Consider the following 26,417-nt stretch of genomic DNA (forward strand, 5'->3'; position numbering starts at 1 on the left):
TGGCCAACAGCGACATTCTCCAAGGAACTCCCGCACCATGCAGAACGAAACGCTGCCGCTCCCCATCCAGAGCCCCCTGCTTGCCGCCTTGAGTGAAAACCGTGTCCGTCACGGTTTCTTCACCCGGCAAGGCGGTGTCTCCGAGGGGCTTTATCAGGGCCTCAATGTCGGCCTCGGTTCGAATGACGAGCCGGAACTGGTGCAGGAAAACCGCCGGCGCGTCACGCAATGGTTCGGCTTGTCTCCGGAACGTCTCGCCACCGTGCATCAGGTCCATTCTCCTGATGTCCTTGTGGTCGATGAAAGCTATGACGGCAGCCGCCCGCAGGCCGATGCGATGGTAACGGCGACACCGGGTTTCGTGCTCGGCGTTCTGAGCGCCGATTGCGGCCCGATCCTCTTTGCTGATGCTGAAGCGGGCGTTGTGGGTGCCGCCCATGCCGGCTGGAAGGGTGCATTGTTCGGCGTGCTCGAAAACACGATCGAGACCATGAGGAAGCTGGGCGCCAGCCGCGAGCGCATCTCCGCCTCCCTCGGCCCCTCCATCAGCCAGGCCAATTATGAGGTCGGGCCTGAATATGTGGCGCGCTTCACCGATTTCGATCCCGCCTATGCGGCCTATTTCACCGCTTCGGACAAAGGCGGCCATGCGCTATTCGACCTCAAGCAATTTACGGTGGACCGGCTGGTCAATGCGGGCGTGAGAGCGGAAAACCTCGGCCTCTGCACCTATCCCGATGAAGAACGCTTCTATTCCTACCGCCGCACGACCCACCGTGCCGAGCCCGACTACGGGCGGCAGATTTCCGCAATCGCAATTCTGGAGGACTAAATGGCCCTGCACTTCGAGCTCTCGGAATTCGATGCCCGCCGCGAACGGCTGATTGCGAAGATGGCGGAAGAGAAGCTGGACGCCATTCTGCTTTTCGCCCAGGAAAGCATGTACTGGCTTACCGGCTATGACACCTTCGGCTACTGCTTCTTCCAGACGCTGGTGGTCAAGTCGGACGGCTCCATGATGCTTCTGACCCGTTCAGCGGATATGCGGCAGGCCCGGAATACTTCGACGATCGAGAATATTCTCGTCTGGGTCGACCGGCCCAATGCCGACCCGACGCTCGATCTTAAGAACCTCCTCAGCGATCTCGATCTCCTTGGCGCCAAGATCGGCGTGGAATACGACACCCACGGCATGACCGGGCGCGTCGCCCGCCTGCTGGACAACCAGCTTGCCAGCTTCTGCCAGATGATCGACGCCTCCTATCTGGTCAGCAGCTTGCGGCTCATCAAGAGCCCAGCCGAGATCGCCTATGCGAGGAAGGCAGGCAGACTTGCGGATGAGGCTCTGGACGCTGCACTGGAGCTCATCAAGCCCGGTGCGGACGAAGCCGCGATCCTCTCGGCAATGCAGGGAGCGGTTCTGGCCGGCGGCGGTGACTATCCCGCCAATGAATTCATCATCGGCTCCGGCGCGGACGCGCTGCTGTGCCGTTACAAGGCCGGGCGCCGCAGGCTCGATGACAAGGATCAGCTGACGCTGGAATGGGCGGGTGTCAGCGCCCACTACCACGCCGCCATGATGCGCACGGTGGTGATCGGCGAACAGGACTTCCGCCAGAAGGAGCTTTACAGCGCCTGCCTGCAAAACCTCACCGACATCGAAGAGGTGCTGCGGCCCGGCAAGACCTTCGGCGATGTCTTCGACGTGCACGCCCGCGTCATGGACGAGCGTGGACTGACCCGCCATCGTTTGAACTCCTGCGGTTATTCGCTGGGCGCGCGTTTCTCACCGTCATGGATGGAGCATCAGATGTTCCATGCCGGCAACTCGCAGGAAATCGCCAGCGACATGACCCTGTTCGTGCACATGATCGTGATGGATTCCGATTCCGGCACCGCCATGACCCTCGGCCAGACCTACCTCACCACGGAAGGCGCGCCGGAACCGCTCTCGCGCCATAGCCTCGATCTTCTCACAGCTTAAATCTGCACCGGGTTTGACAGAGCGGGAAAACCGGCCCTACATTGCCGCCACCTTGGGCAAGAAGGAGCGGAACATGAGAGGAAACGTCGCATGAGCCGGACAGGGTTTACCCGCCCTTTCCAGACGTTTGTCGTTTCGGTCCTCGTCATTCCGGCGCTGGCGTTGACCCTGTCGGCCTGCAACACCACGGAGGCGCTGACGCCGCAGGTGAATGTCGGGCACAACAGCTTGCAATCGACACCGGTGACGCAGGGCGATCTCGACCAGATGGCTGCCGCTGCCGACCGCGCGCCCGCAGGCGCACCGGCAACCGCCTCTTCCGTGCCCGCTTACGCACCGCAGAACTCCCTGCAGGCGCAGGCACAGGCGCTTTCCAACGGCAATGAGTACGGCGAACCTCTTGGTCAGACCCAGTCTACCGGACAATCTGCAGGCCACTCACCCGCCAGCACCCAGCCGCCGCCTCCACAGCAGACGGCTGCACTTGCCCCCGCTGCTTCCGGCAACACCATCCGCTTCCTGCCGATCATCGGCGCGCCCGTTCAGGCCGTCACGCCGCTTTCGCGGCAACTGGGCGCCGAGGCGCGGGCAAAGGGGCTGACAATCCGCGCCTCCAACGACAATTCGGCAGAGAACATCCTCAAGGGATATTTCTCCGCCTTCGCCGATGGCAGCAAGGTCAACATCATCTACGTCTGGGACGTTCTGGATGCCAATGGTGTCAGGCTCCATCGCCTGCAGGGGCAGGAAACGGTGGCAGCCAAGGGCAGCGATCCCTGGGCCGCCGCGACCGACAGGGTCATGCAGGATATCGCCGCAAAAACGCTCAACGAGTATTCGTCATGGAAGCAGTCTCAAAGGGGATGAGATGAAACGGCGGGAGAAGTCACAGAGATTTCATGAAAATCATTGCGAAAGCACGGAGTCCTCTTGCAATCGGAAGCAACAACGCTATTAAGGCGCGCATGGCAACAAGGCGTATCCGGCAAAGGCTTTTCAGCCGGATGTTCCTCCCCTTGAACGACGCTTGGTTACGGCAGACACTTTCCCGTGGCGCAAGGCGATTGCATGGAAACAGGCGGGCGCAATGAAGGTTTTCGCAGGCAATTCGAACCGGCACCTTGCCGAAGCGATCTGCAAGTATCTCAACGTTCCCTTGGGAAATGCCACCGTAAAGCGGTTTGCTGACCAGGAAATTTTCGTAGAAATCAGTGAAAACGTACGCGGGGAGGACGTTTTTCTCGTCCAGTCCACTTCGTTTCCGGCAAACGATCATCTGATGGAACTGCTCATCATGATCGATGCCATGCGCCGCTCCTCGGCAAAACGCATCACGGCAGTACTTCCCTATTTCGGTTACGCCCGCCAGGATCGCAAAGCCGGCCCCCGCACACCGATTTCCGCCAAGCTCGTCGCCAACCTGATCACCGAAGCCGGCGCCGACCGCGTTCTGACGCTCGATCTTCACGCCGGCCAGATCCAGGGCTTTTTCGATATTCCGACCGACAACCTCTTCGCAGCGCCCATTCTGGCCCGCGATATCAAGGACCACTACGACACCAACAACGTCATGGTCGTTTCGCCTGACGTTGGCGGTGTGGTGCGCGCCCGTGCCCTGTCGAAGCGTCTGGACTGTCTGCTGGCCATCGTCGACAAACGCCGTGACCGTCCGGGTGAATCCGAAGTCATGAACGTCATCGGCGACGTATCCGGCAAGGACTGCATCCTGATCGACGATATCATCGATTCCGGCGGCACGCTCTGCAATGCTGCCGAAGCGCTGTTGAAAAAGGGCGCAACCAGCGTCACCGCCTATATCACGCACGGCGTGCTTTCCGGCGGCGCCGTTGCCCGCGTGGCTTCATCGAAGCTGCGCGAACTCGTCATCACCGACAGCATCCAGCCGACCACCAGCGTCCAGTCCGCGCACAATATCCGCGTGATCAGCACTGCGGGCCTTCTGGGCGAAGCGATCAACCGCACCGCGCAGGAACAGTCGGTTTCCGGCCTGTTCGACTGAAGCAATCGTTTCTCTCGTACATCTGCAAAATCACTGCATCCGCATACTGTCACCCCGGATTTAGTCCGGGGTCCAGTGCGATCAAGTCTTTGATGGCGTGAGACCCTTTCTTACGGCGCGTCCGCGCCGTGGCTGGATGCTGGTTAAAGATTGGCATGATGAGAAGAAAGCTTATCAACTTTGCCAGCTATCTCAGCATCCGCACAGATCGCAGCACTCCATCTGCACCACTCAGGAAGATGCCGTGCCCGCATCCGGCGGTCGTTGCAGCCGTGTGGCGGCGGCCTTGATTTTCGGCCACCAGCGCCGAGCGCGGGTGCGAACAGCATGGCTGCCATTGCGCCAAAGGCTGGTGGCATCGGCCGTAACGGCATCGCCGGTAAACAGATGACGATGACGGGCAATTGCCAGCGCCCGGTAAAGGAACAGCGTCGTCAGGGCGGAAAACAGCACGGACATCACCACATCGCTGAGAAAATGCCCGCCAGCTGCAATACGCAGACCGGACATGAGGATGATGGCGCCGGCGGCAGTGCTCCCCATGAAAAGACGCCCGCCCCATTGCAGGCGGTTCCAGACAAGCGCGCAGAGCGGCAGGAAAAAGCTCGCTATGAGCGCCGTTTCCCCGGAGGAAAACGAACAGTTTGAATAACATTGCGTGCTGAACTGGAAAGGCGGCGTAAAAAGCTGATGTCCACCGAAATCGCTGACGCTGAACGGGCGGGCGCGGCCGATATTGGCCTTCAGCACCCCGTTTACCAGAAGCCCGGCGCAGAGCACCACAGGCCCGCAGAGAAAGGCCCAGACGCGCCAGCCGGTGCGCTGCAGCGCGCCCAGCCTGATGTTGCCGACCAGAACGATGAAGGCCAGAAGTGCGGCCAGTTCCGTTAACTCCCGCAACGTATCGCGAAACCATTCCGGAACCGGCAGGCTTCCAGCCCACAGGCGCGCTTCGGGCGAGAAAAACAGGGAAGAAAACTCGAGGTCGATGGACGGGAAGGTCGCGAACAGGATGACGAGCGCCAATGTGGCGAACGTAACCCAGATCGTGATCCGCATATGCGAAAGATCATTGTCCATCGGCAACCCTCGGGATGCATTGTGGCGGCAGACGCCAGAGACCGATTTCCTCGCCCTCGAACGAGCCCGGCCCGGCAACCCAGGTCGACAGCGGCGCCTGGCCATCGAGACAGCCCGGCAGGCTGTCCGCCCTCGCAAGATAGACGGGATTTGTCGCCTCTCCGGCTTTCAGCGGGTAAAGAAGCGCGTAGTGGCTGGAAGGAACGCCGGTTTCAGGCAGAGCGCGCGGCATGAGCAGCTTTTCGTCCCGCAGCTGATAAAAAAGCTCGGCCAGAATGGAGCGATCTGCAGCGACGATTGCATCCGCCCCCGCCTCTCGCGCCCTTGAAATGCCGGTCAACACAAGCTCCGAGCTGCCGAGATAGCGCTTCATCGCCAGGTCGCCATTCGGCAAGCGCAATTCCGTTCCGGCAATCGTCATCAGCGGCAGTGCGATGGCAACGATGCCGCCGAGCACAAGGCTGGAAACGGTTAGCCAACGCCGGGATGCCAGGACAGGCACCGCCAGAAGCACGCCCGCGGCATAAGCCCCCACCGCCCAGTTGGCGAGCGCCCGCGACATCAGCCCCTGTGCCGTGATCAGAAGCACGATCGGTACCGAAAGGGCGACAAGCGCCCGGGTTTCAGCGGTTTTCGCCCTGAACGTCGCGACGATCATGCCGATGAAGACGAACGGCCCGACAACACCCGCCTGCGAGAAGAAGAACTCGAGCGCCGGACCAATTTTCAGCTTAACGCCATGCCAGTTGGCATTGTCCGCCGTGTGGCGCGCGGTCATGAAATCATGCGCAGCATTCCACCAAAGATTGGGAGCGATGACGGCGGCGCAGACAACTACAGCAATACCGGCGTCACGCCAACGGATGCGCCAGCCCACGCACAGCCAGCCTGCAGCGATGAAGCAGGGCAGAAAATAGATCATCGCATATTTAGACATCAGCCCGAGGCCGAAGCTTAGACCGAGCGCAATGCTCCAGAGCATCGCGGACACACCGGCAGCGCGTGCTTCCGCGAGCTTGCGCACGCAGATCATCGACAGCACGATGAACAGCATCATCGGCGTATCGGTCGAGATCAGCAGACTGCCGAGCGTCACGGCGGGCAGCGTGAGGTAGATGACAGCGGCAAGCGAGGCGAGCTTCGCATCATAGATCATGCGCCCGAGCGCAAGGATCGCCGCGGCCGCTATGCCATGGATGACCGGCGCGGCGAGCCGCACGTCGAAGGTGCTCTCGCCGCCGCTCAGAGTGGTGGCGGCGCGAATGATCCAGCCGATCAGCGGTGGCTTGGAATAGGCGCCGAACGCCATCTCCCGGCCCCACAGCCAATATTGCGCCTCATCAACGAAAAGATCGGTGCGGTTCAAAGCAAGCCCGAGGACGCGCAGCACGGTGACGAGCACGATTGCCGCAAGCGCAAACGTCATCCATTGGCGCTGCTCATTCGCCTGCGCGTAAGGCAGAGCTGCGGCCTCATGCATGCTGGCGGCGTTCTGCATGGATCAACCAGAGATTTCGGGCATAAATGAACAGGCCGGAGGCCTGTCCCAGAATGAAAACGGGATCGCGACGCCAGATCGCGTATAATAGCAGCACAAGACCGCCGACGATGGAGAAATACCAGAAGGCTACCGGAATGACCGAGCGGTTCGCCCGTTCCGACGAAATCCATTGAACCAGAAAACGCATGGTGAACAGCATCTGGCCCATAAAGCCGGTGCAGACCCAGAGAAATTCCTTCCAGCTGTTCACATGCAGCATGGACCATAAGGCCGGTGCGTTCACGGCGATGTCTCCGTTTTGAAGGTTTCGGCCCAACTTGCCCGCTTGCGCCGCCGCAACAGCCAGGCAACCCCGATCAGGTCGTGGATGCCGACAAGCGCGCGGCCGATATTGGTATAATGGGAATTGCCATGGAGGCGCGCCCGGTGCGTGACGTCGACATGGGCAACCTGCCAGCCGTCGCGATTGAAGAGCGCCGGAAAATAGCGGTGGTGGTGATCGAAATAGGGCAGGGCGAGATAGGCGTCGCGACGGAAAGCCTTGAGGCCGCAGCCGGTATCCCGCGTGCCGTCCTTCAATATCCGCGCCCGCAAGCCATTGGCGAAGCGGGAGGAAAGACGTTTTGCAAGCGTATCGCGCCGGCCGACGCGCTGCCCGGCCACAAGCGCAAGCCGGCTCGGCGCGTTCGAGGCAAGAAGCGGCGCAAGAAGCGCCGGCAGATTGTCCGGCGGGTTCTGCCCGTCTCCGTCAAGCATACAGACAACCGGCGCGCGCGCTGCCTGCACACCGCTGTGGATCGCAGCCGATTGCCCGCCCTGCCGGTCATGCCGCACCAGCCGCAGCATCGGATAACGCCCGGCAAGCGAAAGCGCCACATCCGCCGTGCGATCGGAAGATGCGTCGTCCACCACGATAATCTCGAACGGACCGACCGGCTGGCAGGCAGCGACGATCTCAGCGACAAGCGTTTCCACGCTCGCTTCCTCATTGTGCATGGGTACGATAACCGCGAAATCCGGGATCGATCTCAAAGGGGCTCCGTCATATCCAGCCGCGGGTGTTCCGCAAACATCGTCGATAGTGGCAAGAGCAGGAGCGCGAAAAGCTTGCATGAATATGAACAGCCGTTGAACTTCGCACGGTATGCGCCCGTTCCATTGCAGTTTTATTACGGAGAATGGCCGGCCAGGGCCTTGGATTTTTTCACGGTATGCGGGAAATAATCATACAATTCCCCGCCAAGCTTAACGCGACCGTAAACAATTGTTGCGACGGTACCGCAACGTTCTTTTGGGGGGAGGAAACAGGATGCCGGGTGCAAATCCGACTGCTGTCACAGCTAAATCATTGTCAATCAAAGCCAAATTCGCAGCGCTCGTCACGGGCGCGACGCTGGTTTCGTGCCTGGCCGTTGGGCTGCTGTCATACGAAATGGGCAAGTCCGGCCTGATCGACGCCAGCAAGATCAGGCTCGAGACGGTTGCGGGAAACCAGTCCAAACAGCTTGATGCCTATACGCTGCGCGTCGAACAAAGCATTTCCGAGCTGTCGCAGAACGCTGCGATCGCTCAGGCGCTGGAAACCATGACCACGGTCGTACCGACGGAAAAGGATGCGATCATTCAGGCATTCCGCCGCGAGGGCGTATCCGAGGAGGAGCGCGCCTCCTTCAACGGTGAAGGTTTGCGGCTGCTCTATGCCATTCGCCACGCCACGATCAACGCGGCCATTGCCAGCGTCTGGCGCAACACCCGGGTCAGCGACATCTACGTCATCGACAAGGCAGGCCTCATTATCTATTCCGTGACCAAGGGCAAGAACTTCCTGACCAATGTGACGGAACCGCAAAACAGCACGATCAAGGAATTGTTCGACCGCATAGAGGCCGGCAAGGACGGTGTCATCAGCACAACTGGGTTCAACGATGACAGCACCAATGACTCGGCCCTGATCGGCATGCCGCTTGCAGTCTCGAACTGGGGCCAGTTGCAGCGCAAGGGCGCCGTCATCATGCGCATTTCAGCAGACCGTATCGGTGCGGTGGTAACACCTGAGGAAACCGGCAAGTCCATCGACGACGCCGTTCTTCTGAGCGCTGACGGCAAACTTCGCGCGGGCGTGCTCTCCGGTGGGGCTGGAGTCGCCGTTTCCGAAAGTCTCGCGGCACTTACAGGTGCCAGCGAAGCCGGAACGGTCATGGCGAAGACCCCTGCGGGCAGCATCTTCTACGCCTATCGTCCGGTCTCCGTTTTCGGACAGAAGCATCTTCTGGCCATCGGCCAGCAGGAGAGCAAGGTGCTGGCAGCGGCCAATGATCTCGCCTTCTGGGCAACGCTTGCGACACTTGCGGTGCTTGCCGTCATGACACTCATCGGCATTTTCGTTTCCACCAGCTTGACCAAGCCGCTGACCGGCCTTGCCGGGTTGATGGAACGTCTGAACGGTGGTGACCATAATATTGAGATCAAGGCCGTTTCCCGTGGCGACGAAATCGGCACCATGGCGCGCGCACTGGAATCCTTCCGCCAGGGCATTCTCGACAAGCAGCGCATGGAAACCGAGTCCCATCGCAAAAGCGAGGAACTGGACGAGGAACGTGCCCAGCGTGAGATGGAAAAGGCAAGAAGTGCGAAGGAGCTGGAAGAAGCAGTCGATGCGCTTGCGACCGGCCTTGCCAATCTTGCTGCGGGCAGGCTCGATCTTCGCATTGAAAAACCTTTCGTGCCGTCGCTCGACCATCTGCGCGTCGATTTCAACAACTCCATAGCGGGGCTGGATGCGACGATCTCAAGCATCGGCGAAAGCGCCAATGCCATCCGCTCAGGCTCCGGCGAGCTGAAAAGCGCATCGGAAGATCTGTCGCGGCGCACGGAACGCCAGGCGGCCGCCCTAGAGGAAGCAGCCGCCGCACTTGGAGACATGACGCAGGCCGTCAACGTTTCCCTCTCCCGCTGCGACGTCGCAGTCGGAACGACGGCGGAAACCATGCAGGATGCCCATAAATCCACCGCTGTCGTCAAAGAAGCGATCGTCGCCATGGAGCGTATCGAGACGTCGTCGTCCAAGATCCGCCAGATCATCGACGTCATCGACCAGATCGCCTTCCAGACCAATCTTCTGGCGCTGAACGCCGGAGTTGAGGCCGCCCGCGCCGGTGAGGCCGGAAAGGGCTTTGCGGTCGTGGCACAGGAAGTGCGGGAACTCGCGCAGAAATCGGCGGCTGCCGCACGGGATATCACGACGCTCATCGCCACCTCTGCGGGCGATGTGGAAAGCGGCGTGGCACTGGTGCTGAAAACCGGAGAAAGCCTCGAGCAGATCCAGAAACGCATCCAGTCGGTCAACGATCAGATCGGTGAAATCGCCACAGCTTCGCGCGAACAATCCGGCCGCCTCGGCGAAATCAACGCCTCCGTCAACGAACTTGACCATGTGACGCAGCAGAACGCGGCGATGGTGGAGGAAACGACGGCTGCGGCCTTCTCGCTCGCAAGCGAAGCTGATGGCCTGACCGAACAGGTGGGCCAGTTCTCCGTAGGTGCCACCCGAAACCGCGACCAGCGTTACGCGGCATAGTCCGCAGCAAAAAAAGGCCGGAGGCAAAACCTCCGGCCTTTTATTTTGCTGAACTTCATCCGGGTTCCCAGGGACCGAAGCCCCTGGGAACTCGCCGGCGGCCGGAAATCAGGACGATCCGTCGCCGGCTTCCGGGGAGGAACTCAGAAGAAGCCAACCTTGTTCGGGCTGTAGGATACGAGCAGGTTCTTGGTCTGCTGGTAGTGATCGAGCATCATCTTGTGGGTCTCGCGACCGATGCCCGACTGCTTGTAACCACCAAAGGCGGCACCGGCCGGATAGACGTGGTAGCAATTGGTCCACACGCGGCCCGCTTCGATGCCACGACCAGCGCGATAGGCGATATTGGTATCGCGGCTCCAGACGCCAGCGCCAAGACCGTAAACCGTGTCATTGGCGATTTCGAGCGCTTCTTCCACCGTCTTGAAGGTGGTGACCGAAACGACAGGACCGAAGATTTCCTCCTGGAAAACCCGCATCTTGTTGTTGCCTTCGAAGACCGTCGGCTGAATATAGTAGCCGTCCTTAAGATCGCCCGTAAGCGTCTTGCGGTCACCGCCAGTCAGAACCTTTGCGCCTTCCTTCTTGCCGATATCCAGATAGCGCATGATCTTGTCGAACTGTTCCTGCGAGGCCTGCGCACCCAGCATGGTCGACGGATTGAGCGGGTCGTCCTGGCTGATGGCCTGAACGCGCTTGATCGCCTTTTCCATAAAGCGGTCGTAGATCGATTCATGCACCAGCGCACGCGACGGGCATGTGCAGACTTCGCCCTGATTAAGCGCGAAGAAGGCGAAACCTTCAAGCGCCTTGTCAAGGAAAGCGTCGTCTTCATTCATCACATCGGCAAAGAAGATGTTCGGCGACTTGCCGCCAAGTTCCAGCGTGATGTTTGTGACATTGTCGGCCGCATAACGCATGATTTCCTTGCCGACCGGGGTGGAGCCGGTGAAGGCGATCTTGGCGATGCGCTTGCTCTGCGCCAGCGGCTTGCCCGCTTCAACACCAGTGCCGTTGACGATGTTGAGCACGCCAGGCGGCAGCAGGTCTTCGATAAGCTCCATCACCACCAGAATAGAAGCAGGCGTCTGTTCCGCCGGCTTCAGTACCACGCAGTTGCCGGCGGCGAGTGCCGGTGCAAGTTTCCATGCGGCCATAAGGATCGGGAAGTTCCACGGAATAATCTGGCCAACGACACCGAGAGGCTCATGGAAATGATAAGCGACAGTGTCATTGTCGATTTCGCCGATCGTGCCTTCCTGCGCGCGGATGCAGCCCGCGAAATAGCGGAAATGGTCGATCGTCAGCGGAATATCCGCATTGGTGGTCTCGCGTAGCGGCTTGCCGTTATCCCAGGTTTCGGCCCGTGCGATGAGATCCAGATTGTCCTCGATGCGCTGGGCGATCTTGAGCAGGATGTTGGAACGTTCGGTAACGCTCGTCTTGCCCCACTTCTCCCGCGCCTGGTGGGCGGCATCCAGTGCGAGTTCGATATCGGCCGCATCGGAGCGCGGAACCTCACAAATCTTGTGACCCGTTACCGGTGACAGATTGTCCATGTAGCGGCCGGATTTCGGCTCCACCCATTTGCCGCCAATGAAATTTCCGTATTTCAGCTTGAAGGGCGCTTCGCCAGCTTTGTGCTGAACCTGAATATTCATGATTTCATCCTCCCTGATGAAAACGATCCGCGACGGACCGCATGACAGGAAGGTGGGCCTAGATGATCGTGGCGGGTAGTGGCACCGCGCGGTTCCGCAGCGCACATTGTCTCACATCTGCGACAAACCCGCTCCGATCCCGCTGAATTGAGCGGGTATTGTCTCGGATAGCCTCAATGCACGTCGAATTTCTTCATCTTGCGATGAAGCGTGGCGCGGCTGATGCCGAGCAGGGACGCGGCCTGCGTGACATTGCCATTGGTGCGCGACAGAACCCGGCGCAAAGCCGAACGTTCCGCCTCCTCAAGATCGGAACCGCCGTCGTGACGCTGTTCCTGCAACACATCGGCGGCGGGCAGCCCCTGCGCAATGCGATGGTCATCGAGCTTCAGCGCAAGGCGCGCCGCGCGCGTCGCCCCAAGCACGAGATCGTCCTGATCGACGGCAAGCAACGAAAGTGCCGGACTGAAACCCGTAGGCACCACGACGATGCGCGCGCCGGGAAAGGCCCGGCGGAAGAGATTGCCCTCGATACGCTGCGCGGCATCCCGCACCGCCTGCGTGACGAAAGAAAACGTCATTTCGTTGATGTCGTCGCGGCACGTGGAAATATCGAGAGCGCCCGTCACCCGGCCGGTATGGTCGCGGATCGGGGCCGTGGTGCAGCAGAGTTCCGTGTTCGATGTGAAGAAATGCTGGTCGCGATAGACCACCACCGAACGTTCGTCGGCAAGTGCCGTTCCAATACCGTTGGTTCCGACGCTCGCTTCGCTCCAGACGGCGCCGGACCAGAGACCGAGCGCCCGAAAATCACGATCGTCGCCGGCAGCACCCCGGCGCTCCAGCGCGACGCCCTGGGCGTCGGTCAAAAGCAGGCAGCAGCCGGATTTGCCGACACTGTGAAAAATGCGGTCGAGTTCATCCGTGCTTTCGGCAATCAGGCCCGCCGCACTTTCGCGTGCGCGGCGGAATTCGACGTCGGTAAGAAAGATCGGCTTGCGGTTTTCCTCCGGCGCAAGACGGTGCGTGACCATGCAACGGCGCCATGAGGCGATGATCGGAGAACTTGCGGCTGCGGAACGTTGGCGCGCTGTTTCATACACGCGGTCCGCATGGGCGATGTCTGTCGGCATTCGCTCCTCCCAAAGCTTTTCGGCAATGGTGCGCTGGAAGCGTTCACGTTTCAACTAAAAACTTTGCGACCTGCATCCGTCAGCGCAACCGCGGGCTGCGCCTGATATCATACCGCCTTGAAATAGCGTTGGCCGGTGGTGGTGACCTCCGGCTCGTCCTCCGTCGAGAGGAACGTGTCGTCGACGAGATTGGCGATGGAGGTCAAGGGACCGGGCCTGCCGAAGAAGAAGCCCTGCACCTGCAGGCAGCCTTCGCGGCGAAGGAACTCGATATGGGCTTTGGTCTCGACACCTTCCGCAAGCACCGGAATATTGAGGCTATGCGCCAGAATGAGCGTGGAGCGAACGATCGCCTCCGACTGAACATTGGTCGACAGGCCATCGATAAAGGCCCGGTCGATCTTGATCTTGTCGAAGGGAAAGCTCTGCAGGGTCGACAGGGAGGAATAGCCCGTGCCGTAATCGTCCATGGCGATCTTGACGCCGAGCGCCTTGAGTTTGCGGATCGTGATCAGCGCGTGGCGGTGGTCGGCGATGATGCTGCCTTCGGTGATTTCAAGCTCAAGCCTCTCCGGTGCAAGCGCCGTCTCCCTAAGAATCTTCTCGACCTTCTCGGGGAAATCATTGTCCGCAAGCTGCTGCGGGGCGACATTGACGGCGATGGAAAGCGATTTTTTCCAGAGAGCCGCCTGCGCGCAGGCTTCGCGCAGAACCCATTCGCCCAATTCGACGATAAAGCCGGTCTGCTCCGCGATCGGAATGAATTCGACGGGCGAGATCATACCGCGTTCCGGATGTTTCCAGCGCAACAGCGCCTCGAAACCGACGATGCTGCCGCTCTTGGTATCATTCTGCTGCTGGTAATAAAGCTCGAACTCGCTGTTGGCGAGACCGCTGCGCATGGCCACGGCAAGCGCGTTGCGTTCGCGTGCGGCTTCATCCATGGACTTGTCGTAAAAGCAGATCGTGTCGGAATTCCCGCCTTTTGCCCGATACATGGCGACATCGGCCTGCGCCATCAGCGTGTCGGCGTCAATGGCGCCGGTATTGCGCACCGATATGCCCACACTCGCGCCGACCGAAAACGTCTGCCCGTTCCATTCGACCGGCCTGCTGATTTGCTCGATCAGCCGCTGGGCGAATTCCGCACCATCGGCGCGGGTATAATAGGAATGGGTCATTGCCACGAATTCATCCCCGCCCATACGCGCCAGAAACTCCCCGGCTTTCAGAACGGAACTTGCGCGGTCGGCAATGGCGCGCAGCACGGCATCGCCCGCCGCATGGCCGTGAACGTCGTTGATTTCCTTGAAGCGGTTGAGATCGATGGACAAAAGCGCCGTGTGTGCGCCCATGGAGAGATGGCGCGTGCGTCGGTTGAGATGTTCGATAAATGCCGCGCGGTTCGGAATGCCCGTCAGTGGATCGTGCAACGAAAGATGACGATAGCGGGCGACCGCCTGCTGGGTGGACTGGGCGTCGATGACATAGGTGGAAAGCCCGAGCGCCAGCAGGAGAAGCGTCACGGCGATGGCGCCCCCACCCATGATGGCGGGCGGCAGCAGACTTTCCGAAATGACGATGCGCGGATCGAACTCGAACAACATCGAGGCCATGCCGGTGTAATGCATGGAGGCGATGGCCAGGATGAGGAACGCAACCGAGCTATATTGGCAAAACCGGTTGACTGGGCGCGCGATGCGATTGACCGCGAGCGCGCCGAATACAGCCCCGAGCACCAGCGAAGCGATGACGTAGGTCTGGTTCCAGAAAATCATGCCCTGGATCTGATAGGCAGCCATGCCGGTATAATGCATGGCCGCAATACCGAGACCGACTGTCGCACCACCCGCTTCCACCAGGGCTGTGCGTCCGCCATAGGCGGAAATGGCAAAGCCGGTTGTCGTTGTGGCAATGGCGATAAGAAGCGAAAGCCCGGTCAGATAGGGATCGTACCCCACCTCCCCGGCAGCGACATAACCCAGCATCGCCACGAAATGGGTGGTCCATATCGCCGAACCACCATTGACCCCAGCCAGAAACAGCCAGTTGACCTTTTGCCAACCCCTCGCCTGACGCGCCCTCGAGAAAAGACGCATCGTGACGAAGCTCCCCAGCATGCAGACGAGGACCGCTGCTGTGGTGTATCGGAAGTCATGATCGACGGTAAGGCACTGGAGAACTTTAAGCATTGTCATCTACGCAATTGGAATTCCAGGCAGCCTTATCACTTGCCAAGTTTGCAGCCGGTTTATATGAATGGATAAGCATATATTAAAAGTTGCAATGCACGAGTGAATTAGACAAGTCTAATAAAATCACAGCATAGCATCCGTGGAAAACGGCCGCTCTTGTCTTTGTCTTCCGTTTGTATTATAGCGCCCGCACCCGTGTAGACACCCTTGGAGGCAACGCGGGCGAGATGGCTTTTAGCCTCTCCAGTTCAGCGCCCGCGGGCATGAACTCTCCATATAACCTCGAAAGGAATTGCCATGAGCAAAGAATCGTATGAGCTCAAGGCCGAGGCGCGCGAACGAGTTGGTAAGGGGTCCTCTCGTGAACTTCGCCGCAACGGTTTGATTCCCGCTGTCATCTATGGTGACAAGCAGGCCCCCATTTCCATCGCTCTGTCGACCAACGAAGTAACCAAGCGTATCCACGCTGGCGGCTTCATGACGACTGTGGCGGTAATCGACGTCGACGGCAAGAAGATCAAGGTCCTGCCGAAGGACTACCAGCTTGATCCGGTCCGCGACTTCACCATGCACGTCGACTTCCTGCGCGTTTCGGGCAACACGCTCGTCAACGTTGAAGTTCCGGTTCACTTCGAAAACGAAGAAAAGTCGGAAATCAAGATCGGCGGCGTTCTGAACATCGTTCGCCACACGGTGGAATTCCACTGCCCGGCCAACGACATTCCGGAATTCATCACGGTTGATCTCTCCGGTCTGAAGATCGGCGACAGCGTTCACATTTCGAATGTGAAGCTGCCGAAGAACATCTCGCCTGTAATCGCCGACCGTGACTTCACGATCGCAACGATCGTTGCTCCGGCTGGCGGCGTTGCTGAAGAAGAAGAAGAAGCCGGCGAAGCTTCTGAATAATAATCTGCGGCCATAAGGCCAGATAGATTTGAGCTAAAAGGCCCGTTCCGTTTTTCGGAACGGGCCTTTTAGTTTTTATGAACTTTAAAAGCAAAAACCTCTCGCCGCGTGCAGGATGCCGGTCCCGTTTCAGCGTGAATTAACAATTCCATGAAACGATGCCCATTGCGTTATCGTGAAAACACCGGACGGGTTGAAGAAATACAGTGAGGATACAAGGCCGTTGCCGAAAACCTCAAGGATGTCTCTCCGGACGGGGCGGAAACGGGGCGCAGTTATCTGGGGTAGAGGGTACTGCAATAGAACATGGCTCATTCCGTCGAAAGTCGCTTTATCGCGATTGTTTCCGGTGCACTTCTCACAGTGGTCGCCCCGCTTTTCACCCTTTTGCTGACCCTCTCCTATCACGAGGCTATCCGTAGCCAGCGCAATCACCTTGAGATCCTGCTTTCAACCAATGCGCAGGCGCTCGCCCGCCCGCTATGGGATCTCGACGACGACACCATAAATCAGATTACCGGCACCCTCGTTTCCGACCCCGTGATCCGCATGGTCGAGGTCAAGGATACCTCTGGCCAGCTGGACATCATCCAGACGGCCGGCAGCGACATCATTCAGGATGCAGCCTCCACGACCCGCGAAGTGACCTACAAAAGCACAAACGGTGTCGTCACCGTCGGGCAACTGACAGTCTATTACGACGATATCGGTCTTCTGACCTCTCTCAGCCGCACCGAACTGGCCTTCATCACAATTTTCATTCTCGCCATTCTCACCACCGTTCTTGCGGCCATCGCCGGCAACCGCTTCATGGTCATCCGTCCGCTGATGCGGCTGGCGGCAGCGATAGAAGCGACACGCCGCGTCGGCTCCCGCCACCATGTCGACTGGCGCTCGAAGGATGAGATCGGCAGGCTGGCAAAAAGCTTCAACGAAATGCAGACCCAGCTTGAAAAGGAAGAGCTGGAAATCAAGCATGCCCATGAGCGGAAGACGGAAATCTACAATCGCACACCCGCCATGCTGTTCTCGCTTGACAGATACGACAGGATTGCCGCGGTCAGCGACTATTGGGTGCAGGCGACAGGTTATGATCGGGCCAGAATACTCGGCCTGAATTTCGCCGACCTCATCCACCCGGATGACCGGTCCCTTTTCCTGCAGCGCAAGGCGGCGCAACATTCGCCCGACGCCGCACATGCGGGTATCACGGTGCGTTTTCATTGCATGGATGGCAGCGTTATGGACGCCCTCATCCTTGAAAAAGCCCTTGATTCCGGCAACGCACATCAGGGCACATATCTCTGCGTCATGACTGACGTGACGGAGTTGCGCCAGTCGGAAAAGCGCAACCGCCAGCAGGCTATTTCCGACCATTTGACCGGCCTCTTCAATCGCCAGGGTTTCGAGGCCATTCTCGACGTACAGATCCGTGACGCCGACAGGAACGGCAGCGAACTGGCATGCCTTTTCATAGACCTCGACCGGTTCAAGGCCATCAACGACAATCTCGGCCATGCGGCGGGCGATGCGGTTCTGCGGGAATTCACGCTGAAAATCGAACCACTGCTGACACCGCTGGACAGCGCATCGCGTCTGGGCGGCGACGAGTTCGCCATCCTGCTTGCCGGCGACAAGGTGGAGGAGCGCGCCCAGCTGTTCTGCGAGCGGATTTGCACCATGCTGGACACGCCCTTCGAGATCGAAGGCAACAGCATCCGTCTCAGCGCCAGCATCGGCATGGCGATCTACCCGCTGCATGCCGCAAGCGCGTCCGAACTTTTGCAGAATGCCGACATGGCCATGTATACCCGCAAGAGAACGGGCAAGAACGGCTCGCAGATCTTCGACAGCTCGATCATGGACCGGGCGCGCGAACATGCGGAATTGGAACGGGATATCGCGCAGGCGCTTTCCGACAATTGGTTCGAGGCTTATTTCCAGCCGATTCAAGATCTTGCAACCGGCCAGACGGCGGGTTTCGAGGCACTGTTGCGTCTCAACCATCCGGAAAAGGGATTGCTTTCTCCCGCCACGATCATAAGCCTTGCGGAAGAAAACGGTACCATCCATCGCATCGGCAATGTCATCCTCGACCAGTCAATCGCCAATCTGGCCAGACTGTCGCACCTGCCCGGCATGGAGCAATCCTATGTGGCGGTGAATTTTTCGCCGCTGCAGTTCGAACCGGGATTGCCGACCCGTATCGCCGGCGTCCTTCACCGCTACGGCATTCTCCCCAAACGGCTGATTATCGAGATAACCGAGGCAGTCATCATGAAGGACGATCCGCAAATCCGGGCGATCCTCAATGCCATTCACCAGCTGGGCTGCCGCATCGCGCTGGACGATTTCGGCACCGGTTATTCGTCGCTAAGCTATCTCAGCCGCTTTCCGGTCGACATCGTCAAGATCGATCAGTCCTTCACGCGCTCGATCTGCGACGACACGGTGGAGATAAGGCAGCGCAGCCGCATGCTGGTCGAGGGTATCGCCGCAATCTCACACAAGATGAATTGCTCCGTCATCGCCGAAGGCGTCGAGACGGAAGAGCAGAAGGAGCTTCTGACAGTGATAGGCGCGGATTACGGACAGGGCTATTATTTTGCGCGACCGCAGCCCATCGAACGGCTGATCGCTGCATTGAATGCGGATAACGGCGCAGACCGCGCCGCGGCGCGACAGGCGTAAACGGGTGGGAGCAGCCATGGGATTGATCCGCTTTTGTCTGATCTTTCTTGCTCTTGCCGGCCCGGCCAGCGCAGCCAAGCTTTTCCTGACCACCGAGGTTTACCCGCCTTATAATCTGCAAAACGACGACGGCAGCGTGGCGGGCGTTTATATCGACCAGCTCAGGATCGTACTTGAGGATACCGGCACCGATTACGAGGTTGCCGTCATGCCCTGGGCGCGGGCAATCGCATTGGCCACAACGAAGGCGATGCATTGCGTCTTTGCCACGGCGAGAACGCCCGAACGGGAAAAGCTTTTCAAATGGGTCTCACCGATCCATAGCGACCGCAACATCCTCGTGGCGCGCCAGAATGCGGATATCAACGTCTCCAGTCTGGAAGACGCGAGGAAATACCGGGTCGGCACCCAGCGTGGCGACTACACCGAGGTCCTTCTTGGCAACCTCGGTTTCGAGCATGTGGATGTCGGCGCTGATTTCCAAATCACGCTTCACAAGCTGAACGCAGGCCGCATCGACCTGATGCCCATGTCGGAAAGCACTTTCAAAAGCCAACCCCCAGGCAAATTCAGGGAAGTGATAACGCTGGCGCGGCAACAGCTGGGTCTTGCATGCAACAAAAGCGTTCCAGACGAGGTCATTGCAAAATTGCAGGCGCGCCTGGACAGACTGATCGCCGATGGAACGCAACAGAGCATATTCGACCGCTACAAACTCGTCAGCCCTTGAGCGCCCGCTCGCCACATCCAAAAAATCCATAAAAAGATTGACAGCCGGAACATTTCGGGGTGGTGACAACAGCATCGTCAGGCAAAAAAGCGGACATGCTCCATGAAGATCATCGCAGGCCTTGGTAACCCCGGCGCCCAATATGCGGGAAACCGTCACAACATCGGCTTCATGGCCGTGGATGCGCTGCAGCGCCTGCCTTCCTTCTCGCCCTGGGCGCGGAAATTCAAGGCGGAGATTTCCGAAGGCGAAATAGGCGGTGAGAAAGTTCTGCTGATGAAGCCCCTCACCTACATGAACCTGTCGGGTGAATCCGTCGGCGAGGCCATGCGTTTTTTCAAGCTTGCACCGGCAGACATAATCGTCATCCATGATGAACTCGATTTGCTTGCAGGCCGCGCGCGCATCAAGACCGGCGGCGGCCATGGCGGCCATAATGGCCTGAAATCGATCGACGCCCATTGCGGCAAGGAATACCGCCGCCTGCGCCTCGGCATCGGCCATCCCGGCGACAAGGAACGAGTGCATGGCCACGTTCTCGGTGATTTCGCCAAGACCGACCGCGTCTGGCTCGATCCGCTGCTGGACGCCATTGCCGACAATGCCGCCATGCTGGTGAAATCAGAGGATTCGCAGCTGATGAACAAGCTGGCGCTTGCCACCGGCAGCAAGCCGGAAACGGAAAAACCGGCCAAGGCGGCCAAGCCCGCCGCGCAATCCCACATCCATCAGGCGCGCAACAACGCCCAACCGAAAAAACTGCCGGAAACCGGGCCGATGGCGGAGATGCTGAAGCGGATGTTCGGCAAGAAGGATTGAGCGCAGATGTCTTCAGAGACCATGAGCCTTCGCAAAGCTGGCCCGGACGATCTGCCGAAACTGCTCGAACTTTACCAGGCGCTGAACCCTTCGGACCCGCAACTGACGACGCAAGAGGCAAGCACGGTTTTCGCCGCCATGCTCGGCCAACCCGGCCTCACCGTGTTCTTTGCCATGGAAGACCAGGAACCCGTTGCAACCGCCACGCTTCTCGTCATCCCGAACCTGACGCGCGCTGCCCGTCCCTATGCCTTCATCGAAAATGTGGTGACGCTGGAAACCCGTCGCGGCCGGGGATATGGCCGCGCAGTCGTGCGCCACGCCATCGAGACCGCCTTTGCCGCAAATTGCTACAAGGTGATGCTGCTGACCGGCCGGCAGCGTCCTGAGGTACATGCCTTCTACGAAAGCTGCGGTTTCATTCAGAACAAGACGGGTTTTCAGATCCGGCGGGATTGAGCATAAAGCCGTCACTCCTCCGGCTCGGTGGTGAACATCAGCGGAAACCCGGCCTCCTTGCCAAGATCGTTCGCCTCCTTGGCCTTGGTCTCGGCAATGTCGCGCTCGCAGACAACGACGACCGCGCTCCCGAAGCGATGCGCCGTCATCATCACCCGGTGGCCGGTGTCCTCGCCCATGTGGAAAACGACCTTCAACACCAGGGTGACGAAGTCGCGCGGCGTATAGTCGTCATTCAGCAGAATGACCTTGTAGAGCTTAGGCCGCTCCAGCTTCGGTTTGACTTTCGGTTTCGGTTTGAGATCAACAGGACTGTCACTCATCATTGTCGCCCGTGATTGTCACTCAATTGTAGCCCATGGGGAAAATCCCCGTTGATGACGAAAGATCGGTTGCTCGACCGGCGCATATTGCGCCGCAACCGCAGCATCGACAACCCCGGCCCCGCACTCGCGCAAAATTCCGCGCCATTCGCGGGGCTTTGCCCGCCCAAATCGGCCCCCGGGCTTGACCTTGCCCTGCCCTTTCCGCAAAAGGCTCCTCAACGAATTCTTTCAAACGGACAGGTTTCAAGCCATGGGCTTCAAATGCGGTATCGTCGGGCTGCCGAATGTCGGCAAGTCCACCCTCTTCAACGCGCTGACGAAAACGGCGGCCGCGCAGGCCGCCAACTATCCCTTCTGCACCATCGAGCCCAACACCGGCGAAGTTGCCGTGCCGGACCCCCGCATGCAGCAGCTCGCGGCCATTGCCGGATCGAAGGAAATCATTCCGACCCGCATTTCCTTCGTGGACATTGCCGGCCTGGTGCGCGGCGCATCGAAGGGTGAAGGTCTCGGCAACAAGTTCCTCGCCAATATCCGCGAAGTCGATGCCGTCGTGCATGTGCTGCGCTGCTTCGAGGACGACGACATCACCCATGTGGAAGGCCGCATCAATCCGGTTGGCGATGCCGACACGATCGAGACGGAACTGATGCTCGCCGACCTCGAAAGCCTGGAACGCCGTGTCGAGCAGACGCGCAAGCGCGCCACCAGCAAGGACAAGGAATCCTTGGCCCAACTGCCGGTGATGGAAGCCGTAATTGCTCTGCTCAACGACGGAAAACCGGCACGTCTGCTTTTGAAGACACTGGCGGACGAGGAAATCGAAATCCTCAAGGGCCTCAATCTCCTGACGTCGCACCCGGTGCTTTATGTCTGCAACGTCTCTGAAGCCGACGCATCCACCGGCAACGAGCACACCGCGGCTGTCGCGGAGATGGCAAAGCAACAGGGCGCCGAATGCGTGATCATCTCGGCGGCGATCGAGGCCGAAGTCGCGCAGCTTCCGGCCGATGAAGCCGAAGAATTCCTCTCGGCCCTCGGGCTCACCGAAGCCGGTCTCGACCGGTTGATCCGCGCCGGCTATCACCTGCTCGACCTCATCACCTATTTCACCGTCGGCCCGAAGGAAACGCGCGCCTGGACGATCGTGCGCGGCACCAAAGCGCCCGCTGCCGCCGGCGTCATCCATACCGATTTCGAACGCGGCTTCATCCGCGCCTTTACCATCGCCTATGACGACTACATCGCCTACAAGGGCGAAGTTGGTGCCAAGGAAGCCGGCAAGGGACGCGACGAAGGCAAGGAATATGTCGTCCAGGACGGCGACGTCATCCACTTCCGCTTTAATACCTGATCTGGTCTTAAGCGCGGCGGCGGTCACATCGCGTCTTTTGACGCGCTGACCGAAGTGACACAGACCTGTGGCTTGTTTCTTCTCCCGGCGGGGGAAGATAGCCCGGAGGATCGGATGAGGAGGCAACGCTGGCGAATCTCACGACCCTTGCCCCTCATTCCGCTATCGCGGCCTTCTCCTCCACTGGGAGAAGGCAGCATGACGCACTCGCTCTCTCAACAGCATCTCCCTATGCCGCAAACGCACTCTCGATTTGACCTTTACGTAAAGGGAAAAATCATTTTAGATGCCGGTGACATCGACTAGGCAAGGGAGGAAGCCATGGCGCCGGTCGCGACATATGCCTATGAGGATTTTTCCGTTGGACGGGAATTTCCCCTGGGACCGCAATCGATTTCTGCAGCACAAATCATCGAATTCGCCAGCGAGTTCGATCCTCAGCCCATGCATCTGTCCGAAGAGGCTGGCCGCCAGAGCATTCTCGGCGGGCTGGCGGCATCCGGCTGGCACACCTGCGCCCTGCTGATGCGAATGATGGCGGAGAGCTATATCAGCGATTCGACATCGCAAGGCAGCCCCGGCATCGATTATGTCGACTGGAAAAAGCCGGTTCTGGCTGGCGATACGCTTTCGGGAAAATCCATTGTTCTGGAACAGCGCACCTCCAGCTCACGCCCCGGCATCGGCCTCGTGAAGTTTCGCCATGAGCTTTATAACCAGCGCGGCGTTCTGGTATCGCACGGCGAAAACACCGTGATGTTCCTGATGCGTGCGGACGGAGGCCTTGCGGCATGAGACTGGCAGAACTTTCCCCGATCGGCGAACGCGTCACCCTCGACACATTGCATTTTTCCGCCGAAGACATTGTCCGTTTCGCCCGCGATTTCGATCCGCAGCCCTTTCATCTCGATGCCGAAGCGGCGAAAAACAGCGTCTTCGGCGCGCTCTGCGCTTCCGGTTGGCACACCGGCGCTGGCTGGATGAAATGTTTCCTTTCCCATTGGGGCAAGGAAGTGAAGAGGCTGAAACAACTTGGCCTTGAACCGCCGAAACTTGGCCCCTCCCCCGGCTTTCGTGAACTCAAATGGAAAAAGCCGGTTTTCGCCGGAGACGACGTGACCTATTTCGTCACATTGCTCGATGCCCGACCGCTGGAATCAAGAGCCGGGGTTTGGCTGAACACCACCTTCAACGAGGGTGTGAACCAGTCCGGAGAAACCGTGATGACCTTCCAGAGCGGGGTTCTGGAGTTCGAATAGCGGCTGGCCGAGATAGCCCGCGCGCGATACCCTCGGAATCGGCGTCGCGGCGGGAAGGCAAGAATGAACGATATCCTACAGGGTTATGCTGAAGCGGCAACGCCGGACCTGATTGCCAGGTTCGATGGACTGGATTGCCGGGAAATCTACGCACCGGTCATCGATCTGTTGCCGGTCACACCGGCCCGCGTCGCGGATATTGGCAGCGGCACCGGTCGCGATGCCGCCTGGTTTGCCGAATGCGGCCATGATGTTCTGGCGATAGAGCCGGTCAAGGAACTGCGTGAACCCGGAAAGAGATTGCACCTCTCGCACAAGATAACCTGGCTTGACGACTGTTTGCCCGATCTGATGAAAGCGCGCCGCCACGGCCCGTTCGATCTGGTTACGCTGTGCGGCGTCTGGCACCATATCGATGACGAGGCACGGCAAACCGCCATGGAAAGCCTCTCGGAGATGACGGCAGAGGGCGGATTGCTGATCATGTCCCTGCGTCACGGCCCCGCACCCGAAGGCCGCCGTGCTTTTTCCATTTCACCAGCGGAAACGACGGGCAATGCAGCCCGTCTGGGGTTCACGTTGATACGACAGGTAGAAGTTGCTTCCATTCAGGCGGGTAATCGCGCCATGGGCGTCCACTGGACATGGATCGCACTACGAAAGACCGGAAAAAACGCCGGCCTGTCGCAACATTCCTAGCCGGAAACCGGCCTCAATGCCCCGAAAACTCCACCAGTGTCCGCACTTCGACACCGAGGTTTTCCAGCTTCCTGCGGCCGCCGAGATCGGGCAGATCGATGACGAAGCAGGCCGAAACGATTTCCGCGCCCATCTGCCGCAAGAGCTTGACCGCGCCTTCGGCTGTGCCGCCGGTCGCGATCAGGTCGTCGACCAGAATCACCTTTTCGCCCGGCTGCACGGCATCCACATGCATTTCCATTTCGTCGACACCATATTCAAGGCTGTAGGCCACGCGCACGGTGGTGTGCGGCAGCTTGCCTTTCTTGCGGATGGGCACGAAACCGGCGGAAAGCTGGTGCGCCACCGCTCCGCCCAGAATGAAGCCACGCGCTTCCATGCCAGCGATCTTGTCGATCTTCGTCCCCGCATAGGGCTGCACAAGCTCGTCCACGGCACGGCGGAAAGCGCGCGGATTGCCAAGCAGAGTCGTGATGTCCCTGAAGATGATGCCCGGCTTCGGATAGTCGGGAATGGAGCGGATGGCAGCGGAAAGCTCCGAAGCGATAACGGTCATGGTATTTCCAGTTAGATTGGGAAATGGATCAGAAGGTTCGGGCCACCCTATCAACTTGGTGGCTGCGGACCAACTAAAAAGGACCGTCGCTCATTCCTGCCCCGACATTCCCTCGATCCGCGCCCAGACCGGGCATACATCCGCGAAGGAATGCGACAGAGGCCGTAGCGCCTCGTCATTTCTGTCGTCAAAAGAGCCGGAAACGAGGGCGACAGTCGGTGCATCGTCGATGGCGCCAAGCGTGCTGCCGCAGACTGCGCAAAACGCACGGCTGGAATAATCGGAAGACCGGAAAACCATGGGCGCACCGCGCTCTCCCGTCCAGACCACTGCATCGCTCGCAAACTCCACCCAGGCAAGGCTGGAAGCGCCGGAGTGCCGCTGGCAGATATCGCAGGAGCAGCTGTGCGGATTGCCGGGTTCACCCGTGGCCTCGAAACGGACGGAACCGCACAGGCAGCCACCGCTCCGGACTTTCGCCATTTCTCATCCTCCTTCGACACATGAAAAGGCCCCCAGGGCAAGACCATGGGGGCCAATGATTGCAGGCATTTGAAGCCGGTCAATGTTCCTTGTTGGCGTAGACCGATTTCTTGGTGAGATAGATCAGCGCCGTGAAGATGAACAGGAACACCATGACCATGAAGCCGGTGCGCTTGCGTGCTTCCAGATGCGGTTCTGCGGCCCACATCAGGAAAGCGGACACGTCCTTGGAATATTGATCCACCGTCTGCGGCGCACCGTCGTCGTAAGTCACCTGATCGGCGCTGATCGGCGGCGCCATCTTCAGCGCCACGGCACTGGCGAAATACGGGTTGAAATGCGTGCCTTCCGACACTTCAACGCCGGCGGGCGCGTCCTGGTATCCGGTCAGCAGCGCATGGATGTAGTCCGGGCCGCCTTCCTGATAACCGCCGATGATCGGAATCATGTCGATGACGAACTGCGGAAAGCCACGCTCCACGCCGCGCGCCTTGGCAAGCAGCGACATGTCCGGTGGTGCAGCTCCGCCATTGGCAGCAGCAGCCGCTTCGTGGTTCGGGAATGGCGAGGGGAAATGGTCGGAAGGCACAGCCTTGCGATTATACATTTCGCCGTCGGCGTTCGGCCCGTCCTGCACTTCATATTCCGCAGCAAAGGCCTTCACCTGCTCTTCCGAATAACCGAGATCGCCCAGCGTGCGGAAGGAAACGAGGCTCATCGAATGGCAGGCAGAGCAGACTTCCTTGTAGACCTTCAGGCCGCGCTGCAGCTGGCCCTTGTCGTATTTGCCGAAAGGTCCGGCAAAAGACCAGCTCTGCTCCTCGGGCTTGATGACCGGGAAGTGACCGCCGGCGATCGCATGCTCGGTCTTGGTGGCGAGATCGTGGCTCTCCTCCGCCGCAAAAGCGGCGGCGGAACAGCCGATGGCAGCGATAAGCGCGATGCTCGTTACAAGCTTCTTCATTGTCGTCATCCTTCCTT

General features: G+C 59.5%; 25 protein-coding genes. 14 read left to right on the top strand and 11 right to left on the bottom strand.

Going from position 1 to position 26,417, the window contains the following annotated elements:
• The first annotated feature begins 37 nt into the window (after window positions 1-37).
• The 4 genes from pgeF to AC5SEO_RS11135 all read left to right on the top strand — a co-directional run bounded on the left by pgeF (window position 38) and on the right by AC5SEO_RS11135 (window position 4,004).
• On the top strand, window positions 38-832 hold the full coding sequence (gene pgeF / locus AC5SEO_RS11120) for a peptidoglycan editing factor PgeF (protein ID WP_019565220.1): 795 nt from the start codon (window positions 38-40) through the stop codon (window positions 830-832).
• The gene (locus AC5SEO_RS11125) at window positions 833-1,984 is read left to right on the top strand and encodes a M24 family metallopeptidase (RefSeq protein ID WP_025594132.1); all 1,152 of its coding nucleotides are present in this window, start codon (window positions 833-835) and stop codon (window positions 1,982-1,984) included.
• 90 nt (window positions 1,985-2,074) lie between these two features.
• Complete coding sequence (locus AC5SEO_RS11130) at window positions 2,075-2,851, top strand: hypothetical protein (protein WP_174068552.1); 777 nt, start codon at window positions 2,075-2,077, stop codon at window positions 2,849-2,851.
• A gap of 220 nt (window positions 2,852-3,071) precedes the next feature.
• Window positions 3,072-4,004, top strand: coding sequence for a ribose-phosphate pyrophosphokinase (locus AC5SEO_RS11135; protein ID WP_003513466.1), 933 nt, complete (start codon window positions 3,072-3,074; stop codon window positions 4,002-4,004).
• Between the two features lie 231 nt (window positions 4,005-4,235).
• Here AC5SEO_RS11135 and AC5SEO_RS11140 read toward each other — a convergent pair whose 3' ends face one another.
• Genes AC5SEO_RS11140 through AC5SEO_RS11155 form a run of 4 tightly spaced genes read right to left on the bottom strand, consistent with a single transcriptional unit; the run spans window position 4,236 to window position 7,704 of the window.
• Complete coding sequence (locus tag AC5SEO_RS11140; RefSeq protein ID WP_174068553.1) at window positions 4,236-5,084, bottom strand: phosphatase PAP2 family protein; 849 nt, start codon at window positions 5,082-5,084, stop codon at window positions 4,236-4,238.
• The gene (locus AC5SEO_RS11145) at window positions 5,074-6,582 is read right to left on the bottom strand and encodes an ArnT family glycosyltransferase (protein ID WP_174068554.1); all 1,509 of its coding nucleotides are present in this window, start codon (window positions 6,580-6,582) and stop codon (window positions 5,074-5,076) included. The genes AC5SEO_RS11140 and AC5SEO_RS11145 overlap by 11 nt, the downstream gene beginning before the upstream one ends.
• Window positions 6,557-6,844 carry a lipid-A-disaccharide synthase N-terminal domain-containing protein gene (locus tag AC5SEO_RS11150; protein ID WP_019565216.1) on the bottom strand — a complete coding sequence of 96 codons (288 nt, stop codon included), beginning with the start codon at window positions 6,842-6,844 and terminating at the stop codon, window positions 6,557-6,559. Before AC5SEO_RS11150 ends, AC5SEO_RS11145 begins: the two co-directional genes overlap by 26 nt.
• A gap of 20 nt (window positions 6,845-6,864) precedes the next feature.
• Window positions 6,865-7,704 carry a glycosyltransferase family 2 protein gene (locus AC5SEO_RS11155; protein WP_035251843.1) on the bottom strand — a complete coding sequence of 280 codons (840 nt, stop codon included), beginning with the start codon at window positions 7,702-7,704 and terminating at the stop codon, window positions 6,865-6,867.
• 190 nt (window positions 7,705-7,894) lie between these two features.
• Between AC5SEO_RS11155 and AC5SEO_RS11160 the strand changes: the two genes are divergently transcribed.
• On the top strand, window positions 7,895-10,162 hold the full coding sequence (locus AC5SEO_RS11160; RefSeq protein ID WP_174068555.1) for a methyl-accepting chemotaxis protein: 2,268 nt from the start codon (window positions 7,895-7,897) through the stop codon (window positions 10,160-10,162).
• Between the two features lie 143 nt (window positions 10,163-10,305).
• On the opposite strand, the gene adh is transcribed toward AC5SEO_RS11160, so the two are convergent.
• The 3 genes from adh to AC5SEO_RS11175 form a co-directional block, all read right to left on the bottom strand.
• On the bottom strand, window positions 10,306-11,823 hold the full coding sequence (adh, locus tag AC5SEO_RS11165) for an aldehyde dehydrogenase (RefSeq protein WP_003513477.1): 1,518 nt from the start codon (window positions 11,821-11,823) through the stop codon (window positions 10,306-10,308).
• A gap of 173 nt (window positions 11,824-11,996) precedes the next feature.
• Window positions 11,997-12,956, bottom strand: coding sequence for a helix-turn-helix domain-containing protein (locus AC5SEO_RS11170; RefSeq protein ID WP_013636592.1), 960 nt, complete (start codon window positions 12,954-12,956; stop codon window positions 11,997-11,999).
• 107 nt (window positions 12,957-13,063) lie between these two features.
• Entirely contained in the window at window positions 13,064-15,148 is a 2,085-nt protein-coding gene (locus tag AC5SEO_RS11175) for a putative bifunctional diguanylate cyclase/phosphodiesterase (RefSeq protein WP_026330768.1), read from the bottom strand.
• Window positions 15,149-15,448: 300 nt separating this feature from the next.
• On the opposite strand from AC5SEO_RS11175, the gene AC5SEO_RS11180 reads away from it, so the two are divergent.
• The 5 genes from AC5SEO_RS11180 (at window position 15,449) to AC5SEO_RS11200 (ending at window position 20,759) form a co-directional block, all read left to right on the top strand.
• A complete protein-coding gene (locus AC5SEO_RS11180) occupies window positions 15,449-16,060 on the top strand; it encodes a 50S ribosomal protein L25/general stress protein Ctc (RefSeq protein ID WP_013636594.1) in 612 nt (203 codons plus the stop codon).
• A 306-nt stretch (window positions 16,061-16,366) separates the two neighbouring features.
• The gene (locus AC5SEO_RS11185; RefSeq protein WP_013636595.1) at window positions 16,367-18,751 is read left to right on the top strand and encodes a bifunctional diguanylate cyclase/phosphodiesterase; all 2,385 of its coding nucleotides are present in this window, start codon (window positions 16,367-16,369) and stop codon (window positions 18,749-18,751) included.
• A gap of 16 nt (window positions 18,752-18,767) precedes the next feature.
• The gene (locus AC5SEO_RS11190; RefSeq protein ID WP_013636596.1) at window positions 18,768-19,481 is read left to right on the top strand and encodes a substrate-binding periplasmic protein; all 714 of its coding nucleotides are present in this window, start codon (window positions 18,768-18,770) and stop codon (window positions 19,479-19,481) included.
• 102 nt (window positions 19,482-19,583) lie between these two features.
• Complete coding sequence (pth, locus tag AC5SEO_RS11195) at window positions 19,584-20,300, top strand: aminoacyl-tRNA hydrolase (protein WP_003513491.1); 717 nt, start codon at window positions 19,584-19,586, stop codon at window positions 20,298-20,300.
• A 6-nt stretch (window positions 20,301-20,306) separates the two neighbouring features.
• Window positions 20,307-20,759: a GNAT family N-acetyltransferase gene (locus AC5SEO_RS11200; protein ID WP_038491777.1), complete on the top strand. Its 453-nt coding sequence runs from the start codon at window positions 20,307-20,309 to the stop codon at window positions 20,757-20,759.
• Window positions 20,760-20,770: 11 nt separating this feature from the next.
• Here the strand turns inward: AC5SEO_RS11200 and clpS are convergent, their stop codons facing one another.
• On the bottom strand, window positions 20,771-21,082 hold the full coding sequence (gene clpS, locus AC5SEO_RS11205) for an ATP-dependent Clp protease adapter ClpS (RefSeq protein ID WP_003513495.1): 312 nt from the start codon (window positions 21,080-21,082) through the stop codon (window positions 20,771-20,773).
• Window positions 21,083-21,335: 253 nt separating this feature from the next.
• Here clpS and ychF point away from each other — a divergent pair, with 253 nt between their 5' ends.
• The 4 genes from ychF (at window position 21,336) to AC5SEO_RS11225 (ending at window position 24,397) form a co-directional block, all read left to right on the top strand.
• A complete protein-coding gene (gene ychF / locus AC5SEO_RS11210; protein WP_003513497.1) occupies window positions 21,336-22,439 on the top strand; it encodes a redox-regulated ATPase YchF in 1,104 nt (367 codons plus the stop codon).
• Between the two features lie 321 nt (window positions 22,440-22,760).
• The gene (locus AC5SEO_RS11215) at window positions 22,761-23,234 is read left to right on the top strand and encodes a MaoC family dehydratase (protein WP_003513500.1); all 474 of its coding nucleotides are present in this window, start codon (window positions 22,761-22,763) and stop codon (window positions 23,232-23,234) included.
• Window positions 23,231-23,698 carry a MaoC family dehydratase gene (locus tag AC5SEO_RS11220; protein ID WP_003513502.1) on the top strand — a complete coding sequence of 156 codons (468 nt, stop codon included), beginning with the start codon at window positions 23,231-23,233 and terminating at the stop codon, window positions 23,696-23,698. The genes AC5SEO_RS11215 and AC5SEO_RS11220 overlap by 4 nt, the downstream gene beginning before the upstream one ends.
• Window positions 23,699-23,761: 63 nt before the next feature.
• Window positions 23,762-24,397, top strand: a complete 636-nt coding sequence (locus AC5SEO_RS11225; protein WP_065687145.1) for a class I SAM-dependent methyltransferase — start codon at window positions 23,762-23,764, stop codon at window positions 24,395-24,397.
• Window positions 24,398-24,410: 13 nt separating this feature from the next.
• Here AC5SEO_RS11225 and AC5SEO_RS11230 read toward each other — a convergent pair whose 3' ends face one another.
• The 3 genes from AC5SEO_RS11230 to AC5SEO_RS11240 all read right to left on the bottom strand — a co-directional run bounded on the left by AC5SEO_RS11230 (window position 24,411) and on the right by AC5SEO_RS11240 (window position 26,400).
• Window positions 24,411-24,953, bottom strand: a complete 543-nt coding sequence (locus tag AC5SEO_RS11230; RefSeq protein ID WP_003513506.1) for an adenine phosphoribosyltransferase — start codon at window positions 24,951-24,953, stop codon at window positions 24,411-24,413.
• A gap of 90 nt (window positions 24,954-25,043) precedes the next feature.
• Complete coding sequence (locus AC5SEO_RS11235; protein WP_003513508.1) at window positions 25,044-25,436, bottom strand: GFA family protein; 393 nt, start codon at window positions 25,434-25,436, stop codon at window positions 25,044-25,046.
• 79 nt (window positions 25,437-25,515) lie between these two features.
• Complete coding sequence (locus AC5SEO_RS11240) at window positions 25,516-26,400, bottom strand: cytochrome c1 (RefSeq protein WP_003513510.1); 885 nt, start codon at window positions 26,398-26,400, stop codon at window positions 25,516-25,518.
• Window positions 26,401-26,417: the final 17 nt, after the last annotated feature.

The organism is Agrobacterium sp. K11 (assembly GCF_059429395.1).

Excerpts from the sequence above, each read along its gene's own strand:
- pgeF (WP_019565220.1), top strand. The coding sequence starts at position 38 with ATGCAGAACGAAACGCTGCCGCTCCCCATCCAGAGCCCCCTGCTTGCC.
- AC5SEO_RS11125 (WP_025594132.1), top strand. The coding sequence starts at position 833 with ATGGCCCTGCACTTCGAGCTCTCGGAATTCGATGCCCGCCGCGAACGG.
- AC5SEO_RS11130 (WP_174068552.1), top strand. The coding sequence starts at position 2,075 with ATGAGCCGGACAGGGTTTACCCGCCCTTTCCAGACGTTTGTCGTTTCG.
- AC5SEO_RS11135 (WP_003513466.1), top strand. The coding sequence starts at position 3,072 with ATGAAGGTTTTCGCAGGCAATTCGAACCGGCACCTTGCCGAAGCGATC.
- AC5SEO_RS11140 (WP_174068553.1), bottom strand. The coding sequence starts at position 5,084 with ATGGACAATGATCTTTCGCATATGCGGATCACGATCTGGGTTACGTTC.
- AC5SEO_RS11145 (WP_174068554.1), bottom strand. The coding sequence starts at position 6,582 with ATGCAGAACGCCGCCAGCATGCATGAGGCCGCAGCTCTGCCTTACGCG.
- AC5SEO_RS11150 (WP_019565216.1), bottom strand. The coding sequence starts at position 6,844 with ATGCTGCATGTGAACAGCTGGAAGGAATTTCTCTGGGTCTGCACCGGC.
- AC5SEO_RS11160 (WP_174068555.1), top strand. The coding sequence starts at position 7,895 with ATGCCGGGTGCAAATCCGACTGCTGTCACAGCTAAATCATTGTCAATC.
- adh (WP_003513477.1), bottom strand. The coding sequence starts at position 11,823 with ATGAATATTCAGGTTCAGCACAAAGCTGGCGAAGCGCCCTTCAAGCTG.
- AC5SEO_RS11170 (WP_013636592.1), bottom strand. The coding sequence starts at position 12,956 with ATGCCGACAGACATCGCCCATGCGGACCGCGTGTATGAAACAGCGCGC.
- AC5SEO_RS11175 (WP_026330768.1), bottom strand. The coding sequence starts at position 15,148 with ATGCTTAAAGTTCTCCAGTGCCTTACCGTCGATCATGACTTCCGATAC.
- AC5SEO_RS11180 (WP_013636594.1), top strand. The coding sequence starts at position 15,449 with ATGAGCAAAGAATCGTATGAGCTCAAGGCCGAGGCGCGCGAACGAGTT.
- AC5SEO_RS11185 (WP_013636595.1), top strand. The coding sequence starts at position 16,367 with ATGGCTCATTCCGTCGAAAGTCGCTTTATCGCGATTGTTTCCGGTGCA.
- AC5SEO_RS11190 (WP_013636596.1), top strand. The coding sequence starts at position 18,768 with ATGGGATTGATCCGCTTTTGTCTGATCTTTCTTGCTCTTGCCGGCCCG.
- pth (WP_003513491.1), top strand. The coding sequence starts at position 19,584 with ATGAAGATCATCGCAGGCCTTGGTAACCCCGGCGCCCAATATGCGGGA.
- AC5SEO_RS11200 (WP_038491777.1), top strand. The coding sequence starts at position 20,307 with ATGTCTTCAGAGACCATGAGCCTTCGCAAAGCTGGCCCGGACGATCTG.
- clpS (WP_003513495.1), bottom strand. The coding sequence starts at position 21,082 with ATGAGTGACAGTCCTGTTGATCTCAAACCGAAACCGAAAGTCAAACCG.
- ychF (WP_003513497.1), top strand. The coding sequence starts at position 21,336 with ATGGGCTTCAAATGCGGTATCGTCGGGCTGCCGAATGTCGGCAAGTCC.
- AC5SEO_RS11215 (WP_003513500.1), top strand. The coding sequence starts at position 22,761 with ATGGCGCCGGTCGCGACATATGCCTATGAGGATTTTTCCGTTGGACGG.
- AC5SEO_RS11220 (WP_003513502.1), top strand. The coding sequence starts at position 23,231 with ATGAGACTGGCAGAACTTTCCCCGATCGGCGAACGCGTCACCCTCGAC.
- AC5SEO_RS11225 (WP_065687145.1), top strand. The coding sequence starts at position 23,762 with ATGAACGATATCCTACAGGGTTATGCTGAAGCGGCAACGCCGGACCTG.
- AC5SEO_RS11230 (WP_003513506.1), bottom strand. The coding sequence starts at position 24,953 with ATGACCGTTATCGCTTCGGAGCTTTCCGCTGCCATCCGCTCCATTCCC.
- AC5SEO_RS11235 (WP_003513508.1), bottom strand. The coding sequence starts at position 25,436 with ATGGCGAAAGTCCGGAGCGGTGGCTGCCTGTGCGGTTCCGTCCGTTTC.
- AC5SEO_RS11240 (WP_003513510.1), bottom strand. The coding sequence starts at position 26,400 with ATGAAGAAGCTTGTAACGAGCATCGCGCTTATCGCTGCCATCGGCTGT.